This window comes from Psychroserpens burtonensis DSM 12212, assembly GCF_000425305.1.
In the GTDB taxonomy this organism is placed as follows: domain Bacteria; phylum Bacteroidota; class Bacteroidia; order Flavobacteriales; family Flavobacteriaceae; genus Psychroserpens; species Psychroserpens burtonensis.
The window spans coordinates 49,662-67,026 of the sequence record NZ_AUDE01000014.1; the positions used below are offsets into that span (position 1 = coordinate 49,662).

Consider the following 17,365-nt stretch of genomic DNA (forward strand, 5'->3'; position numbering starts at 1 on the left):
AGCTCATAATTGCATACTTGACAGTTTTAACACTCATTATTTATCAAATTAATACATTTTTACCTGCTTTAACTAAGCCATAACCAAATACTATCATTTCATAGTTTCTTATAATTAATATCTATATTAATTACCTATTCTATTCTTTAGTTTTGCACTAAAATATAACAACAAAATAAAAATATAGATATGGCTTTAGTAGGGAAAAAATTTCCAGATTTAAACGTAAATGCAATGAATGATATGGGTGACACTTTCAAACTCAACGTTCTTGAAGAAGCAAAAAACAACAACAAAAAAGTAGTTTTATTTTGGTACCCTAAAGATTTTACTTTTGTGTGTCCAACTGAATTACATGCATTTCAAGCTGCACAAGCAGAATTTGAAAAAAGAAACACAATCGTGATCGGAGCGTCTTGTGATACTGCAGAAGTGCATTTTGCTTGGTTGAGCACAGCTAAAGACAACGGAGGGATTGAAGGTGTAACGTATCCAATATTAGCAGATTCGAATAGAAACTTAGCAACTGCTCTTGATATTTTAGATATTTCTGAAGCTAATTTTAACGAAGAAACTGGGTTATATACCGTTGAAGGTGATAATGTAACATATAGAGCGACTTACATCATTGACGAAGAAGGAACCATCCAACACGAAAGCGTTAACAACATGCCATTAGGTAGAAACGTAAATGAATATTTAAGAATCATTGATGCTTTAACGCACGTTCAAGAAAAAGGAGAAGTTTGTCCTGCAAACTGGGAAGAAGGAAAAGATGCCATGCAGGCGAATGCTAAAGGTACTGCAGCGTATTTAAAAGCACAGATGAACTAAACATAACATTCAAATTCTAAATTCCAATGTTTAAATCGTTTGGTTTAGATATTGGAATTTTAATATTAATCAAAATTATGGTCAAAGAATTAGAACACGATAATTTATCTGAATTAATTTCAGAAAACGAAACGGTAATTGTACAATATTCTGCTACTTGGTGTGGCAACTGTAGAATCATGAAGCCAAAATTCAAAAAGTTAGCTTCGGAAAATGAAAACATCACATTCGTAATGGCTGATGCAGAACAATTTCCAGAATCTAGAAAATTAGCGACTGTTGATAATTTACCAACATTTGCGACATTTAAAAACGGAACTTTTGTCAATCAAACGCAAACCAACAAGTTTGATGTTTTGAAGGAATTGGTTGAAGGCGTAAAGTAAATTGTATAATCTTTAAGAGTTTTCCGCTATCGCGGACATTAAAAATAAATTTCCCATGAAGTTACCTGTAATTAAACATTTATCTCAATTTATTGAAGACAACGACGAAGATTATGTTGTTGAAACCATTGAAACACTTGAGAATCTTACTGAAGTGCCTTCTTTGAAAGATGAAGAACTAGATGTTATTGGAGAACTAATCTCTAACATGTATGGTGCTTTAGAAGTCCAAAAGATGATCAAGTCGGGAACACCTAAAAAAGAAGCGTTGAATACTTTTATGAAACGTGTTATGGGTTCTATTGATACCTAGAAAGAAGAAAAATTAGTAGTATTTAAAAGTCACTTTGCGAAAGCAAGGTGATTTTTTTGTTTAAATCAAAACTTAACGTTGTACAAATTTCCTACTACCTTCGTTTAACAACTGATAAAATTCATTGAAACGGAACTTTATCTTTGCATGGCAAACAATTTAAAATCAAAAATGAGAAAATACATTATTATAATAATTACAATATTAACTTTTTCAACCAGCTTTGCTCAATATGACTGGACTCGTGGTAAACTATATTTAAAAAATGGAGAAGTTTTAAAAGGGTATATCAAAATCCCAACAACTTCAATTCCTATAACACCTATTTCCTTTGGAAAATCTAAACTAAAATATAGACCTGAATTAAGAAGTAGGACGAAAAAATTTGACCAAACACAAGTTGACAAGGTGTATTTTGGAACTTCTAATCCAAATCTTGGCTATTATGAATATATACCAATAACTAGAAATAAAATGTTAATATTTAAATTAATAAGAAATGGAAAAGTAAAACTTTAAACCAGAACAATTAAAAGACATGTACGTAGAGATTTTTCAAATCAAAATAGATTATATAGTACAAAGGAAATAAAAGTAAAACAATACTTTTTAATACGTGAAAACGAACTTATTGCAACTCAAGTCCTATACAACGCTGGTCTTCGATTCTTTAAAAACTCCATGAAAAATTATTTCTCTGACTGTGAAGATGTTGTTTCTTTTATTCAAGATGGTATTTATGAAAAATATGATATTACTCAAATAATTGAAGATTATAATCTTATCTGTGAATAAAAACTATTTACAACAACAACAACAACAACAACAACAACAACAACAACAACAACAACAACAACAACAACAACAACAACAACAACAACAACAACAACAACAACATGCATAGTCAATTGCTTGTTATGTGTGTACTCGAAAATCCTGCGGATTTTATTCTGGTTCGTTTCCCTTTACTAATTTAGTTGCTAGCCAAGACGCAACAATTTAAACGAACATATAAAAACTACTTCAAGAGGTCAACAATTGATTGGAAGCCTTTTTCCGAAGCATAATTTAATGCTATTTTACTTTCGTTATCCTGAATGGTTTTATCTGCACCTTTTTCCAAAAGTAGTCTCACACAACTTTCTTTATTATACATTGTTGCAAAAATTAAAGGTGTTGTCCCTAAATTATTATGAGCATTTATATGTGCTCCATTCTCAATTAATAGCCTTGCTAACTTTTCGTTGCCTTTAAAACAAACTCCAATCAAAGCTGTATTTCCAGTTCCATCTTTGGCATCAATAGCTGCTTTGTGTTCAATTACAACTTTGGCTGCAACTTCATTATCAAAATAAGTTGCAAAAATCAAGGGTGTAAAACCTCTAGAATCTTTGTTGTTTACTAATTTTGGATTAGCAACTAAAAGTCTTTTTAGGGTATCATGGTCTTTTATACGAATAGCTTCGAAGAATAATTCAACATCTTTCATAAACATATTATTTTCATAAACATATTATTATTTTGATTGGATGTTCAACGAATCATCCTTTGTAAATCTCCCAATTTAAAGCAGAAAGAAGCGAGTTTAATACACTCGCTCCTTCTCTCTTTTCTATTTTCTTCTGAAAATTACTTCAAATCAAAACGATCTAAGTTCATTACTTTAGTCCATGCTTTAACGAAGTGATTAATAAACATGTCCTCACCATCATTGGCACCATAGACTTCACAAATAGCACGTAATTCAGAATTTGAACCAAAAATCAAATCAGCTCGCGTTCCATAAAATTTAACGTCACCTGTTTTGCGATTACTCCCTTCAAAGTATTTGTCATCATCCGAAGTTGCTTTCCAAGTATAATTTAAATCTAAAATAGCTTTAAAAAAGTCGTTGCTTAATGCCCCAACACTTTCAGTAAAAACACCATGATTAGAACCATCATAATTAGCTCCTAAAACTTTTAAACCACCAGCTAAAACTGTCATTTCAGGAATAGTTAATGTCAATAAATTAGCACGATCAATTAATAGATCTTCCGCAGCTAATTTGACATTAGGTTTGATGTAATTTCTAAAACCGTCTGCCAAAGGCTCTAAATAACAAAATGAATCGATATCTGTTTGCTCTTGAGTAGCATCTCCTCTACCCTGATTAAAATCTACTACAACTGTATGTCCCGCCTTTTTAGCAGCTAATTCAACACCTATATTTCCTGCTAAAACAATTAAATCTGCCATGGAAATATCGCCATTGAATTGAGTTTGGATGTCTTCCAATTTATGGAGAACAATTTGCAGAGCCATAGGGTTATTAACCTCCCAATTTTTTTGGGGTTCTAATCGTATACGTGCACCATTTGCTCCACCACGTTTATCTGAACCTCTGTAAGTAGAAGCAGACGCCCAAGCAGTCGTTACCATTTGTGATATTGAAAGACCTGAATCTCTTATGATTTGTTTTAGTGAACTCATATCTCCATCACTTAAAGTATAGTCAACTTTTGGTACTGGGTCTTGCCATAATAATTCTTCTTTAGGAACTTCTGGACCTAAGTAACGGTCAATTGGTCCCATGTCACGATGCGTTAATTTGTACCACGCACGTGCAAAAGCATCTTCAAAAGCTTTGTGATCTTTATGAAAATGCTTAGAAATTTTCAAATAGTCTGGATCTATCTTTAGTGCTATATCTGCGGTTGTCATCATCAATGCTTGCTTGCCATTAGCATCTCCAGCTCTTGGGGCCATTCTCGCATTTGATGCTGCTGTTGGAGTCCATTGGTGTGCACCTGCTGGACTTTTCGTTAATTCCCAATCATAATTCAATAACACTTCAAAATAATCATGATCCCATTGGGTTGGGTTAGGCGTCCATGCACCTTCAATACCACTTGTAATTGTATCCTCTAAAACTCCGGTACCAAAACTGTTTTTCCAACCCGTACTCATCTCTTGTAGTGTTGCACCAGCTGGTTCTGTACTGACATACTTATCGGGTTCTGCGGCACCGTGAGCTTTCCCAAAAGTATGACCGCCAGCGACCAAGGCAACGGTTTCTTCATCATTCATGGCCATACGACCAAAGGTCTCTCTAACATTCTTAGCAGAACCCATTGGGTCTGGATTACCATTTGGCCCTTCTGGATTGACATAAATCCATCCCATCATTACTGCTCCTAATGGATCTTCTAATTCTCCATTTTCATAGCGTTCATCATTTGCACCCCATTCCGTCTCACTTCCCCAATATGCATCTTGTTCTGGCTCAAAGATATCTTCTCGACCTCCAGCAAATCCAAAGGTTTTAAAACCCATAGATTCTAAAGCACAATTACCTGCAAGTATCATTAAATCTGCCCAAGAAATACTTTGTCCGTATTTTTGCTTAATAGGCCATAATAATAATCGCGCTTTATCAAGGTTTCCATTATCTGGCCAACTGTTTATTGGTGCAAACCTTTGGTTTCCTCCACCTGCTCCTCCTCGACCATCACCAATTCTATAAGTTCCTGCGCTATGCCATGCTAAACGAATCATAAGGCCACCATAGTGACCGTAATCTGCAGGCCACCAATCTTGAGAATCTGTCATCAAATTTAAAACTTCTCTTTTCAACGCACTAAAATCTAACTTTTGAAATGCTTTTGAATAATCAAAATCTTTATCCATTGGACTAGATTCTGGAGCGTGTTGTCTCAAAATATTAAGGCGAAGTTCATTTGGCCACCAATCGCGATTTGTAGTTCCACCTCCTGAGGTCTTATTATTTGTTCCACTTAAAAAAGGGCAATTTGCAGCGGAAGAATTATTAATTCCGAAGGCTTCAGTGTTTTTATTATCCATGGTAAATGTTTTATTTTATTGATCGCTTAAAGTTAGAAAAATTAAACACTTTAATACTATAGATATTTATTATTATAAATTATATTAAGATTGAAGAAACCTATAGAGGTGTAATTATTACAGACAGAATAGTTAATTATTAGCGCTTATTCGTTAAAAACTAGATATAACAGTAAAAAGCCATATCCTTGCGAATATGGCTTTTCAACAACCTAACTAAATCAATCAAAATATTACCCATGACAGATAATTACTGAATTTGTTTAACAAAAATACAAAATGATTAAACATTATTTTAGTTTATTATAGAAATTTTAACGTTCGTACAGATTTTATGAAACAACAAATAAAGTGGTACATTTTTTGTAACTTAGGGTTCATGTAATATTACATGCTCATTACATATTAATCCTAAATTTAAAACTATGTCAGATAGCTTATACACTAAAATATTCTCAGGAAGTTTCATCATTGTTCAATTGGCTTTAGATAGACTTAAAGGCGCAGGAATAAACGCTATTATCAAAGACGAATCTGAATCAGGAAGACTTGCAGGTTTTGGAGCCTCTATACAAGGATACCAAGAGCTTTACGTTAGTAATGAAGAACTATTAGAAGCTAAAACAATTATAGCAAGTGTTCAGGATGAGTTAGAGTCTTAGAGTTTTTCTATTTCCGAAGAAAAAAAATATAGGAGACTATACTGTTACTGCATACATTTTTTCTCTCATCTCTTTAATATTTTTATCGCTCATATAGTCATCAAATGTCATGTAACGATCTATAACGCCACTTGGTGTTAATTCGATAACACGATTAGCCACTGTCTGAGCAAATTCGTGATCATGAGTTGTAAACATGATTGTCCCTTTGAAATTTTTAAGCGAATTATTGAATGCGGTAATACTCTCTAAATCTAAATGATTTGTTGGTTCATCAAGCATTAATACATTTGCTCTTACCATCATCATACGACTTAACATACAACGTACTTTTTCTCCTCCAGAAAGCACATTTGAGGTTTTTAAAGCTTCTTCTCCACTAAAAATCATTTTACCAAGAAATCCTCTAATAAAAACTTCTTCTCGTTCCTCTTCTGTTGTTGCCCATTGACGCAACCAGTCTACAAGTGAAAGGTTATTATCAAAATACTCGCTATTATCTAAAGGCAAATAGGACTGTGTCGTAGTAACTCCCCAAGCAAACTTACCTGAATCTGCCACTTCCTTACCATTTATAATTTGATAGAAAGCTGATGTTGCTCTAGAATCTTTAGAGAATAGTACTACTTTTTCTCCTTTATTAAGATTAATATCTATATTACTAAATAAAACTTGGCCTTCTAATGATTTTGATAATCCTTCAATATTTAAAATCTGATCTCCCGCCTCACGGTCACGATCAAAAATAATAGCAGGATAGCGACGACTAGAGCGTCTAATATCTCCTATATTTAATTTTTCAATCATTTTCTTTCTACTTGTTGCTTGCTTTGATTTTGCAACATTAGCAGAGAAACGTCTAATAAATTCTTCTAGTTCTTTTTTCTTGTCTTCTGCTTTTTTATTTTGTTGTGCATGTTGTCTTGCGGCTAATTGTGAAGACTCATACCAAAACGTATAGTTTCCAGAAAAATGGTTGATTTTACTAAAATCAATATCCGAAATATGTGTACAAACGGCATCTAAAAAGTGTCTATCGTGAGATACCACAATAACACAATTATCATAGTTAGCTAAAAAGTTTTCTAACCAAGAAATCGTTTCGTAATCTAAATCATTTGTAGGCTCATCCATAATTAATAAATCTGGACTTCCAAAAAGGGCTTGTGCTAATAAGACACGTACTTTTTGTTTACCATCTAAATCTCTCATTAATGTATAATGATATTCTTCTTTAATACCAAGGTTTGAAAGCATAGCTGCTGCATCACTATCTGCATTCCAGCCATTCATTTCTTCAAACTGCACTTGAAGTTCTCCTATTTTTTCAGCATTTTCATCTGTATAATCAGCGTAAAGTGCATCAATTTCAGACTTCAACTTAAATAAAGGTTTGTTACCCATAATGATGGTTTCTAAAACAGTGTGCTCATCATATAAGTTATGATTTTGTTCTAAAACCGACATACGTTTACCTGGCTCTAAATGGACATGTCCCGAAGTAGGATCTTGTTTTCCTGCAATAATATTTAGAAATGTAGATTTCCCTGCGCCATTTGCCCCAATGATTCCATAAATATTTCCATTATTAAAGGTTGTATTTACTTCGTCAAAAAGGATTCTTTTTCCGAATTGTACCGAAAGATTTGATACTGATAACATACTGTATTTATTTAAGTTACAACTTTTACCGCTTTAGAATTTCCGAAGAAACATAAGCACCTAAAGTTTCAGGGTGCAAAAGTAAAAAATTCTAACGATTGTATGAAACTAAACGGGCTTATTTTTAGCTCCGGTACAACCTCTTATCTTAGTAAAATCAACATTTAACAACCTATTAACATCAGTTAGAGTTCGCAACCTTTATTTTTGTTTGGAATAATTACCCACGACTTAAATTTTCTATGAAACTAATTATAGCTAGCATATTAACAAGTTTCTTATTTACATGTTGCAATTCTAAACCCAAAACCGCTGATACAGCTTATTTTGGCGGAGAAATTGTCAATCCTAATAACAATTATATCACCATCTACAGTAATGAAACTGAGCGAGATACTATTCGTCTAGACGCACAAAATAGGTTTGTCTATAAAATCAATGATTTGAAGGCTGGTTTATATTATTTTACCCATGGAGGTGAATATCAAACGCTTCTTATTGAGCCTAATGATAGCATCATGCTTAGATTAAACAGTAGTGATTTTGATGAGTCTTTAGTATATACTGGAATTGGTTCCAAAAAGAATAATTTTCTCATAAAAGCATTTTTAAATGATGAAGTAGTTAGCAAAAAGTTCTATGAACTACAACATTTAGAACCAGAAGAATTTGAAAAACACATCAATAAAGCAAGGCAGCAGCGATTAGAAAATTTAGAGCGTTTTGTAGTTAAACAAGAAACGTCATTATTATTTAAGAAAATTGCTGAGGCTGGAATTAATTACAGCTACTATACGTATAAAGAAAAATATCCTTTTGGTTACTTCGGAAATAATAAGTTGATACATTATAAGGATCTTCCTGACGGTTTTTATGATTATAGGACAGATGTTAATTTTAATGATGTGTCTCTAAGTGGTGTTTATTCGTATAATAAGTTTATGGATTGGTATTTTCATAATACTGCCTTAAAAGAATATTATCATGATGGAAGTCATCATAAATTTGATAGACAAGCTCTAGATTATAATCTAGAAAAATTAAGATTAATTGATAGTGTTATTGATAATAAAACAATAAAAGACTATGTGTTAAAACATGCTACTAGAGTATTTGTATATAATAGTTCTAGCGCAGAGCAATCTAAAAGTATGCTCGACTCTTACCTAAAAAAGAGCACTAATGAATTTGACAAAACCTACATTAAAAATTTGGTTAATTCTACTTTAAGCTTGTATCCTGGAAATAAGGTGCCTAATATTGATATTGTAGATTTTAATAGTAATGTGATAGATCTACATGATGTTATTAAAGCACCAACGGTAATTTACTGCTGGTCATCAAATTTTAAATTTAGTTATACAAATAATCATTATATGATGAAAAATTTAAAAGTTAAATATCCTAACATGGATTTTATTGCCATCAATATCAATGATATGAACACGAGTTCGTGGAAAAAGACATTAAATTTATTAAAGTATCCTACTGAGAATGAATACATGTTTAAAAACCCTAATGAAGCTATACAAAAGTTCGCTATAGCTAATTCACAAAAGGTATTAATCGTTGATAATAATGGATATATAATTAAATCAAATACCGATTTATTTAGCACTGATATTGACGAGCTTATTGAGGCTACTTTAGCCCAAACGCATTAAATAAACTAAACTTAAATTCCTAAAAGCAAAAAACTCCTGAATATATATTCAAGAGTTTTTTGCTTTTGGGAATTTCAAAACAGTATTTAGTTCCCTTTGTTGTAATCTGCTAGGAATTTCTCTAAACCTATGTCTGTTAAAGGATGTTTTAATAATCCTGTAATAGAGCTTAAAGGACCTGTCATAACATCTGCTCCTAATTTAGCACAATCAATAACGTGCATGGTATGACGAATTGAAGCTGCAAGAATTTCTGTTTCAAAACCGTAGTTATCGTAGATCATTCTAATTTCTGCAATAAGGTTTAACCCATCTGTAGAAATATCATCTAAACGACCAATAAATGGAGACACATAAGTTGCACCTGCTTTTGCTGCCAATAATGCTTGACCAGCAGAAAACACTAAAGTTAGATTCGTTTTAATACCTTTATCTGTAAAATACTTACAGGCTTTAATACCATCTTTAATCATTGGTAACTTGACAACGATTTGTTCATGTAAATCGGCAAGCGCCTCACCTTCCCTTACCATGCCTTCAAAATCTGTAGAAATCACTTCTGCAGACACATCACCATCTACAATATTACAGATGTTGACATAATGTTTCATAATGTTATCATGACCTGTAATACCTTCTTTTGCCATTAATGACGGGTTGGTAGTTACACCATCTAAAATACCAAGATCTTGAGCTTCTTTTATTTGGTCTAGGTTAGCTGTATCAATAAAAAATTTCATGTGTTGTTATGTTATAGTTGTGATTAAAATTATGATCACGAATTTACAATTTTATGACGCTTTCCATAGAACATATTATCAAATGATATTAACAATAAATTGCTTACTCCTAGTTAATAATAATTATATAATCCTTGAAAGTTAATCTAGAACACAAATTAACCTCATATTCTCTTAAGTATTCATCATAATCTCTTGGAGATAATACATCTAAAAATACAGTAAATTTAAAAGCACTCGAAATTTGAGTAATACCTTCAATTAAAACTGTTCTATCATCAAAATTAATAACAGAGTTAATAGCTGTGTCATATTATTAGTTATTTACAAATAAGTCAGCAAAAAAAATATAGAAACTTATAATTTATAATGATTCAGCAACATTTTCTCATACATCTTATCAGGTAAAATTCTTTTCAAAATAATAGAAAACTTTTGCATAAATGCACCTACTTTATAATGTATTCTAGGATTTGGAGTTGTAATAATTTTATGAATCATATGAGACACAATGATAGGATCATTGCCTTTATTGACATCCTCGTCAATAGCTTTCAAAACTTGACCATATTTTTCTTCATAAGGTGAACCCTTAATCACAGGAGCATGAAAACGACCCGCAGCAATATTAGTCGCAAAATCACCAGGAGCCACATTCGTCATATGGATATTAAAATCTTTAATTTCCATTCTAAAGGCCTCTGTAATCAACTCTAATGCACCTTTACTTGCGCTGTAAATTCCGCGATATGGTAATCCCATATAACCAGCAATCGATGTGACGTTTATTATAAGCCCGGAGTTTTGTTTACGCATTTGAGGCAACACTGCTTTTATAACATTGATAGGTCCAAAGAGATTAGTCTCAAAATTACGCTTGATTTCTTCGTTAGGAATATCTTCAATAGGCCCAGTAATTCCTGCTCCTGCATTATTAATGACCACATCTATACGTCCAGCTTCATGAGCTACAGTTGCAATTGCTTTTTCTACAGAAAGTACATCTGCCACATCCAATGCTACCAATTTGATTTTAGAATCTGGATAGCGTTCAGGTGACCTACTTGTTCCATAAACCGTAAATCCTTTTTGAGATAAAAACTCGCCAATTGATTTACCAATTCCTGAAGATCCTCCTGTAATTAAAACAACTTTAGACATATTATTTATAAATTTCAAATACCAAAATACAACATTTCAAAATACCGTATTTCATAATGAGATCCCGATGACCGCTGAGAGTATTAAAAACTAAAAAATCCTGATTCGCCAAGGCTTTCAAGATTTGAGTTTATGGTACAAAAAAAGGCAAGCTACCTACATCACACTGCTACGACCATTTACCTTTGCTTCGTTCCCGACCTGGAGGATTCAACAGGAGCTAGTTGTGTAGGACTTGCCAGCAGCAAAGATACAATCTTTTAATTCTTTTGCAATGATTTTAAACTGAATTTTATTTGATTTTTTAAACTGAATTTTATTAAATAACTTGCACCTAAATATCTACAAAAATGTATTCAATTAAAGCTTTCATAATCACAATCTTAAGTGTTACTATTATTTCCTGCGGAAATTCTACACCTCAAAAACCGAGTCTTTCCATTACAACAAATGCTAAGAGTAATGTTGCAACGCTAGGAGAAACTATAAATCTTTCAATTAAAAACCCAAAAGGGATTGAAATATCAACAATTAGCTACACCTTAAATGGGGAACCGGTTGATGCGTCTTTAAAATTGGATAATGTTCTTTTAGGAATTCAAACAGTCAAGGCTAAGGTTAGTATAGGAGATGCTTCCGAAGTTATAGAAACTAAGATCACCATTTTAAACAACCAATCTCCTAAGGTTTACGGTTATAAAATCATAAACGAGTATCCTCATGATATCACCTCTTACACGCAGGGTTTAGAATTTCATAATGGAGAATTATACGAGAGCACTGGACAATATGGTGAATCTAAATTGAGAAAAGTAGATTACAAAACGGGTGAAGTACTTCAAAATAAAGCTATTGGAAATCAATATTTTGGAGAAGGCCTAACCATCATGAATGATCATATTTACCACTTGACGTGGCAAGAAAACATTGGTTTTGTGTACGATGTCAATACGTTTGAAAAGAAAAGTAGTTTTACCTACGGAAAAAGTAAAGAAGGTTGGGGGATTTGTAACGATGGGACAAACATTTACAAATCTGATGGTACTGAACAAATCTGGTTACTAAATCCTGAAACTTTAGTCGAAGATTCTAAACTTCAAGTGTACACCAATAAAGGAAAAATAATTGGCATGAATGAGTTAGAATATGTTAACGGTAAAATTTATGCTAATCGTTATCAAAAAAATGGAGTGGCCATTATAAACCCTAAAAATGGGGCTATCGAAGGTGTTATTGATTTTTCTCCATTGCATAATCTAGTGAAGCAACATCCAGGTTTAGATGTACTCAATGGTATTGCTTACAATCCTGATACAAAAACACTTTTCGTCACAGGAAAACGTTGGGATAAACTATTTGAGGTTGAAGTTTTTGAGAAATAGGCCAAACGTTTATTTCACTCACTTATAAGTACTGTTCACTCATTCTTACTTTCAAAATGATCTCTTCTTTTAGTTCTTTGAATCATGAGAACGACACTAATCATAAATATTCCTAAACCTTGTCACGAAGACTGGAATCAAATGACAACACAACAAAAAGGTCGTCATTGCTCATCTTGCGAGAAAACTGTTATTGATTTTACTTCTAAAACAAATGAGCAAATTGTTAAAATATTTCTAACGTAAGGCAACCTTTGTGGACGATTTAAATCCATACAACTCAATAGAGAACTAGTCTTAAATCGGAAAGAAAAAAACAACTATTTAAGTTATGTTGCTTCTACCCTATTCGCTTTCTTGAGTTTTGGCACGGAAGATATCCAAGCCCAAGGCAAATCAAGAATCGTAACAGTGGATTCTTTACAACTTCAAATGGTTAATTAGAAAACTGCGCCTTCAATTTTAAATGAACAACTAATAAAAGCCAGTATTATAGCAAAAATTGACGGATTACCATTGCCAGGAATTACCATAACCAATTTACGTTCAGAAATAAAAACCGAGTCAGACTTTGATGGCAACTTTTCAATGAAAGCAAAAACGGGAGACACTATAAACATGAAATTTATTGGTATGTCTGATTATGATCTCTTCATAAATCAAAGTAGCGTTTACAAAATAGAACTTGACAAATATCCTAATGATTGTGGTGAAAATTTAATATATGCAGGTGTTCCAGATTTCTATGAGATGAATAAATGTTTGAGACGTAAAGTAAAAAAAGAAGAACGCGAAAACATCAAAAACTGAGAATTAGAGCGTACATTAATAGGTGAATTGTTATATAACATCTCCAATATTTTCAGAAAGAAAGAATAATCCATACTTTTAAATTTTTATTCTAGAAATTAAAAAGTATGCAAATCTACGAGCAAGAACTCACGGTTACAAAAGACCAGTTAGACTTATTAAATCATGTCAATAATATAGAATATGTACGTTGGGTTCAAGATATTGCTGCGGCACATTGGACTTTAAAATCCACTCAAGAGATAAGACTAAAATACTTCTGGGTGATGATGAGCCATCACATTCAATATAAAGGAGAAGCGCTTTTAGGTGACACTCTTTTATTAAAAACATTCATACTACACTCTAAAGGCGCAAAATCCACTCGAGCAGTAGAGATATTCAATAAAACTACAGGAAAACTACTCACAACCTCAGAAACAGTCTGGTGTTTCATGTCTAGTGACACTAATAAACCAGCACGAATCCCAGAAGACGTTGCCAATTTATTCAGTTAAAGAAACTCTAAAAGAGCTATTAAACTCTCTTAAATCTAATTTTATTCTCTTCGAAAATGTCTTAATTTGAGATATCGACCAATGATTTCATCCGATTGAAGTATTTAACAATTCTACTATTTACAGCCTCGTTTACCTCTAACGCTCAAACCATTAGTGGTTTTATCTACGATCATGAATCTACAATAAAAGGGGTCAAACTTATAAACATAACTCAAAATATTTTAACATACTCTAACGAGAGCGGCCAATTTAAAATAGGAGTTAAACATAAAGACACACTTACTATCAGTTCTTATTTTCATTCGCAACAAACCATCATACTATCACAGGACTATTTTGAAGAGGAAATCGTTATCGAACTTCAAAAAACCACTAATGCATTGGATGAAGTAAAAGTTACTAAAATTTTGGAAAAGAAATTTGATTCTATTGTCTTAACAACTGAGATTAAAAATCAACTCCCTAATGATATAAAAGCAGACCTTATCTATACGGAATTCAACCCAGTAGCAATATAGATTTTATAGCTATTGGAAAACTTATTGGTAGTCTGTTTAAAAAGAAAAACAAAACTCCTGAAATCGTTTATATCCAAATAGAAGATTTGATCACCTTATTTGAAAACAATAGGCTTTTTAATCAATCCTTGCTCATCTCAGAATTAAAAATACCGGCAGAATTACAGTATTTGTTTTTTGAATATTGTAGTGCTCAAAACATAAATAAGACCCTTATTATGGAACATCGAGAGATTGAATTATTAGACTATTTAATTATTTCTAGCGAAGCATTCAACTCACTTTTAGCCAGACAAGTAGACGATTAAATCAACAATATTACATATAGTAAGGCCGTTAAACTCTCTTAATATCTATTTTTATTCCTCTAAAATTTCTTAATTTTAAAATTCAATTAACAACCACGGTTTTGAAACATCTAAAATTACTTATTGTGCTTCTTTTACCCTTATTTACTGGAGCGCAATCTATAAAAGGTTTTATCTATGACAACGAAGCACCAATAATAGGCGCTAAAATCATTAATAGAACACAAAACATCTTAAGCTATTCTGATGATAAAGGCGTTTTCCAAATTGAGGCTCAGGCAAATGATGTGCTGGTAATTAACTCTTATTTTCATAGTCAAAAATTTATAAGTATTAATGCCTCTCATTTTGAAGAAGATATGGTTATCGAGCTCAAAAAAATCACGAATGAATTAGATCCAGTTGAAGTTAATCAGATTAAAGAAAAAATGTTTGATTCAATTGGATTAAGCACGAATACGGCAAAGCAAGGACAAATAGCATTCAAAAAACGAACCTTTGGAAGTGGAGAAAACCTCCAACCTACTTTAGACCTTATTGCAGTTGCTAAATTAATAGGAAACCTCTTTAAAAAGAAAAAAAGTGAACCTGATGTGGTTTATTTAGCTCCAGAGGACTTTATTATTCTTTTTGAAACGAATACCTACTTCAATCAGAAGTATTTAACTATTCAATTAGATATCCCAAAACCATATCAACAATTATTTTTTGATTATTGCAGCGCGCAACAATTGAATGCTACAATACTTAAAAAAGAAAATGAGTTTATGTTGGTTGACGCACTTTTAACGCACAGTGAAGCCTTTAAAAAAATACTTGAAGCTCATACTAAGAATTAGATTTAAAACATTTTGTAGACAACCATAATAAAAGTTAACTACAAAAGTTATATTTGAGGTGTCTAAGGCACGTTTGATTATTTACTCAAACGCACTAGGTTTAGATTATTTTTTTATGAAACGAATTATATACTTTCTATTTACAATTGGCATATTAATGTTCTGGAGCTCATGCAGAAAAGATTTTGATTTTGCGCCAAGTACGGGTAATCTAGAATTTTCTAAAGACACCATCTATTTAGATACCATTTTTTCAAATATAGGATCAAGTACGTATAACCTAAAAGTCTATAACCGTAGTAATGATGATATTTCTATTCCTACAGTACGTTTAAGCCAAGGTGAAAGTTCAAATTACAGATTAAATGTTGATGGTCTCCCTGGAAAAGAATTTGAAAACGTAGAGCTTTTAGCCAATGATAGTCTGTTTATTTTTGTAGAAACTACAGCAGATATTCAAGCGCTCGCGCTAAACAGTTTAGAGTTTCTGTATACCGATGCTATTGAGTTTGATACTGGTACTAATTCCCAAAAAGTAGAATTGGTAACCCTTATAAAAGACGCAGTATTTATCTATCCAGATAGAGATAATACTACTGGTATCGTTGAAACCTTAACGTTTGATGTAGATGGTAACGGTACGCAAGATGAAACAACACTTCAAGGTCGCTTTCTAGAAAATAACGAACTCACATTCACAAACGAAAAACCCTATGTTATTTATGGTTACGCAGCGGTCGGTGATGGAGATGTTTTAACTATTGAAGCTGGAGCACGTGTGCATTTCCATGCTAATTCTGGTTTATTGGTGACTAATAATGCGTCATTAAAAGTTAATGGTGCTTTGAGCGCTGACCAAGAGCTTTTAGAAAGTGAAGTTATCTTTGAAGGTGACAGATTAGAACCACTTTTTGCTGATGTTCCTGGACAATGGGGAACGATATGGTTGTTTAATGGTAGTGTAGATAATGATATTAATTATGCGACTATTAAAAATGGTACGGTTGGGATTTTAAGTGAGGGCAACCAAAATGCCATAGATGATAAATTAACGATAACAAACTCACAGATTTATAATTCTAGTAACTTCGGAATATTGGGTCGTGCGAGTTCTATTTCTGCAGAAAACGTGGTAATTAATGCTAGTGGACAATCCTCTTTTGCTGGAACTTTAGGCGGAAAGTACAGTTTCACACATTGCACAATCGCTAACTATTGGAATAATAGTTTTAGACAATTCCCAGCAGTATTTTTAAACAATTATGTTACTGATGAAAACAATATGAATATTGGTAATGATTTAATGGAAGCTAACTTCAACAACTGTATCATCTTTGGAAATGATAATCCAGAGATTGGTTTTGATAATATTTCTGACAACCTTTTCAATTTCAAGTTCACCAATTGCTTAATCCGTTTTCAGGACACTAGTGGTAACTTCTCGAGTAATGCCAACTATCTTATAAGTAATACAGATTTATACGAGGACTGTATTTTTAATAGCGATCCAGATTTCAAACTCCCGTTTGAAAACATGTTGATGATTGGTGAGAATTCTGCAGCTAATGGCGCTGGAAGCACGAGTTTTGAAATAACTAATGATATTTTAGGTGCAACAAGACCATCTCCTCCAGATCTTGGCGCTTACAAGAGTACTCCTTTTACTGAGGACTGATTTATTCCAATTTATGACTAAAAAGAATCGATTTAATCTTTGTTGGTGTTTTTTACCGACAAGGCTAG

General features: G+C 32.5%; 20 protein-coding genes and 1 other RNA gene. 15 read left to right on the forward strand and 6 right to left on the reverse strand.

Translation table 11 applies throughout. The features are described from left to right. Window positions 1–189: 189 nt before the first annotated feature. The 5 genes from H593_RS0106955 (at window position 190) to H593_RS20765 (ending at window position 2,437) form a co-directional block, all read left to right on the forward strand. Window positions 190–834, forward strand: coding sequence for a peroxiredoxin (locus H593_RS0106955; RefSeq protein ID WP_028871784.1), 645 nt, complete (start codon window positions 190–192; stop codon window positions 832–834). Window positions 835–911: 77 nt separating this feature from the next. After that, complete coding sequence (locus H593_RS0106960) at window positions 912–1,220, forward strand: thioredoxin family protein (protein ID WP_028871785.1); 309 nt, start codon at window positions 912–914, stop codon at window positions 1,218–1,220. Window positions 1,221–1,275: 55 nt separating this feature from the next. Continuing rightward, window positions 1,276–1,533, forward strand: a complete 258-nt coding sequence (locus tag H593_RS0106965; protein WP_028871786.1) for a DUF6952 family protein — start codon at window positions 1,276–1,278, stop codon at window positions 1,531–1,533. Between the two features lie 147 nt (window positions 1,534–1,680). Continuing rightward, window positions 1,681–2,052 carry a hypothetical protein gene (locus H593_RS0106970; protein ID WP_147231650.1) on the forward strand — a complete coding sequence of 124 codons (372 nt, stop codon included), beginning with the start codon at window positions 1,681–1,683 and terminating at the stop codon, window positions 2,050–2,052. A 247-nt stretch (window positions 2,053–2,299) separates the two neighbouring features. Beyond that, window positions 2,300–2,437, forward strand: a complete 138-nt coding sequence (locus tag H593_RS20765; protein ID WP_157588792.1) for a hypothetical protein — start codon at window positions 2,300–2,302, stop codon at window positions 2,435–2,437. Between the two features lie 114 nt (window positions 2,438–2,551). Here the strand turns inward: H593_RS20765 and H593_RS0106985 are convergent, their stop codons facing one another. Continuing rightward, entirely contained in the window at window positions 2,552–3,022 is a 471-nt protein-coding gene (locus tag H593_RS0106985; RefSeq protein WP_028871788.1) for an ankyrin repeat domain-containing protein, read from the reverse strand. Window positions 3,023–3,162: 140 nt separating this feature from the next. Next, window positions 3,163–5,376 carry a catalase/peroxidase HPI gene (gene katG, locus H593_RS0106990; RefSeq protein WP_028871789.1) on the reverse strand — a complete coding sequence of 738 codons (2,214 nt, stop codon included), beginning with the start codon at window positions 5,374–5,376 and terminating at the stop codon, window positions 3,163–3,165. A gap of 425 nt (window positions 5,377–5,801) precedes the next feature. Between katG and H593_RS0106995 the strand changes: the two genes are divergently transcribed. Continuing rightward, window positions 5,802–6,038 carry a putative signal transducing protein gene (locus tag H593_RS0106995; RefSeq protein WP_028871790.1) on the forward strand — a complete coding sequence of 79 codons (237 nt, stop codon included), beginning with the start codon at window positions 5,802–5,804 and terminating at the stop codon, window positions 6,036–6,038. Between the two features lie 36 nt (window positions 6,039–6,074). Here H593_RS0106995 and H593_RS0107000 read toward each other — a convergent pair whose 3' ends face one another. Continuing rightward, on the reverse strand, window positions 6,075–7,700 hold the full coding sequence (locus H593_RS0107000; RefSeq protein WP_028871791.1) for an ABC-F family ATP-binding cassette domain-containing protein: 1,626 nt from the start codon (window positions 7,698–7,700) through the stop codon (window positions 6,075–6,077). 242 nt (window positions 7,701–7,942) lie between these two features. Here H593_RS0107000 and H593_RS18650 point away from each other — a divergent pair, with 242 nt between their 5' ends. Then, a complete protein-coding gene (locus tag H593_RS18650; protein WP_051229644.1) occupies window positions 7,943–9,364 on the forward strand; it encodes a TlpA family protein disulfide reductase in 1,422 nt (473 codons plus the stop codon). Between the two features lie 86 nt (window positions 9,365–9,450). Here H593_RS18650 and fsa read toward each other — a convergent pair whose 3' ends face one another. From fsa to ffs, 3 genes are all read right to left on the reverse strand, one after another. Then, a complete protein-coding gene (gene fsa / locus H593_RS0107010) occupies window positions 9,451–10,104 on the reverse strand; it encodes a fructose-6-phosphate aldolase (protein ID WP_028871792.1) in 654 nt (217 codons plus the stop codon). Between the two features lie 357 nt (window positions 10,105–10,461). Continuing rightward, the gene (locus tag H593_RS0107015; RefSeq protein WP_028871793.1) at window positions 10,462–11,265 is read right to left on the reverse strand and encodes an SDR family oxidoreductase; all 804 of its coding nucleotides are present in this window, start codon (window positions 11,263–11,265) and stop codon (window positions 10,462–10,464) included. 142 nt (window positions 11,266–11,407) lie between these two features. Beyond that, window positions 11,408–11,506, reverse strand: an RNA gene (gene ffs / locus H593_RS20445) — signal recognition particle sRNA small type. A gap of 109 nt (window positions 11,507–11,615) precedes the next feature. On the opposite strand from ffs, the gene H593_RS0107020 reads away from it, so the two are divergent. The 8 genes from H593_RS0107020 to H593_RS0107055 all read left to right on the forward strand — a co-directional run bounded on the left by H593_RS0107020 (window position 11,616) and on the right by H593_RS0107055 (window position 17,297). Then, complete coding sequence (locus tag H593_RS0107020) at window positions 11,616–12,647, forward strand: glutaminyl-peptide cyclotransferase (RefSeq protein WP_028871794.1); 1,032 nt, start codon at window positions 11,616–11,618, stop codon at window positions 12,645–12,647. Between the two features lie 84 nt (window positions 12,648–12,731). Beyond that, window positions 12,732–12,893, forward strand: a complete 162-nt coding sequence (locus H593_RS20770; RefSeq protein ID WP_157588794.1) for a hypothetical protein — start codon at window positions 12,732–12,734, stop codon at window positions 12,891–12,893. Between the two features lie 270 nt (window positions 12,894–13,163). After that, window positions 13,164–13,457: a hypothetical protein gene (locus tag H593_RS0107035; protein ID WP_147231648.1), complete on the forward strand. Its 294-nt coding sequence runs from the start codon at window positions 13,164–13,166 to the stop codon at window positions 13,455–13,457. A gap of 107 nt (window positions 13,458–13,564) precedes the next feature. Further along, window positions 13,565–13,954 carry an acyl-CoA thioesterase gene (locus tag H593_RS0107040; RefSeq protein WP_028871797.1) on the forward strand — a complete coding sequence of 130 codons (390 nt, stop codon included), beginning with the start codon at window positions 13,565–13,567 and terminating at the stop codon, window positions 13,952–13,954. A gap of 95 nt (window positions 13,955–14,049) precedes the next feature. Next, window positions 14,050–14,475: a hypothetical protein gene (locus H593_RS0107045; protein ID WP_028871798.1), complete on the forward strand. Its 426-nt coding sequence runs from the start codon at window positions 14,050–14,052 to the stop codon at window positions 14,473–14,475. Window positions 14,476–14,561: 86 nt separating this feature from the next. Next, a complete protein-coding gene (locus tag H593_RS20775; RefSeq protein WP_147231647.1) occupies window positions 14,562–14,783 on the forward strand; it encodes a hypothetical protein in 222 nt (73 codons plus the stop codon). 101 nt (window positions 14,784–14,884) lie between these two features. Further along, window positions 14,885–15,622 carry a hypothetical protein gene (locus tag H593_RS0107050; protein ID WP_147231646.1) on the forward strand — a complete coding sequence of 246 codons (738 nt, stop codon included), beginning with the start codon at window positions 14,885–14,887 and terminating at the stop codon, window positions 15,620–15,622. A 115-nt stretch (window positions 15,623–15,737) separates the two neighbouring features. Beyond that, a complete protein-coding gene (locus H593_RS0107055; protein ID WP_028871800.1) occupies window positions 15,738–17,297 on the forward strand; it encodes a hypothetical protein in 1,560 nt (519 codons plus the stop codon). Window positions 17,298–17,365 lie beyond the last annotated feature (68 nt).

Coding starts and splice junctions, on each gene's coding strand:
- H593_RS20770 (WP_157588794.1), top strand. CDS start 12,732: ATGAGAACGACACTAATCATAAATATTCCTAAACCTTGTCACGAAGAC.
- H593_RS0107015 (WP_028871793.1), bottom strand. CDS start 11,265: ATGTCTAAAGTTGTTTTAATTACAGGAGGATCTTCAGGAATTGGTAAA.
- H593_RS0107000 (WP_028871791.1), bottom strand. CDS start 7,700: ATGTTATCAGTATCAAATCTTTCGGTACAATTCGGAAAAAGAATCCTT.
- H593_RS0107040 (WP_028871797.1), top strand. CDS start 13,565: ATGCAAATCTACGAGCAAGAACTCACGGTTACAAAAGACCAGTTAGAC.
- H593_RS0106985 (WP_028871788.1), bottom strand. CDS start 3,022: ATGAAAGATGTTGAATTATTCTTCGAAGCTATTCGTATAAAAGACCAT.
- H593_RS0106965 (WP_028871786.1), top strand. CDS start 1,276: ATGAAGTTACCTGTAATTAAACATTTATCTCAATTTATTGAAGACAAC.
- katG (WP_028871789.1), bottom strand. CDS start 5,376: ATGGATAATAAAAACACTGAAGCCTTCGGAATTAATAATTCTTCCGCT.
- H593_RS0106960 (WP_028871785.1), top strand. CDS start 912: ATGGTCAAAGAATTAGAACACGATAATTTATCTGAATTAATTTCAGAA.
- H593_RS0106955 (WP_028871784.1), top strand. CDS start 190: ATGGCTTTAGTAGGGAAAAAATTTCCAGATTTAAACGTAAATGCAATG.
- fsa (WP_028871792.1), bottom strand. CDS start 10,104: ATGAAATTTTTTATTGATACAGCTAACCTAGACCAAATAAAAGAAGCT.
- H593_RS0106970 (WP_147231650.1), top strand. CDS start 1,681: ATGGCAAACAATTTAAAATCAAAAATGAGAAAATACATTATTATAATA.
- H593_RS0106995 (WP_028871790.1), top strand. CDS start 5,802: ATGTCAGATAGCTTATACACTAAAATATTCTCAGGAAGTTTCATCATT.
- H593_RS0107020 (WP_028871794.1), top strand. CDS start 11,616: ATGTATTCAATTAAAGCTTTCATAATCACAATCTTAAGTGTTACTATT.
- H593_RS0107055 (WP_028871800.1), top strand. CDS start 15,738: ATGAAACGAATTATATACTTTCTATTTACAATTGGCATATTAATGTTC.
- H593_RS18650 (WP_051229644.1), top strand. CDS start 7,943: ATGAAACTAATTATAGCTAGCATATTAACAAGTTTCTTATTTACATGT.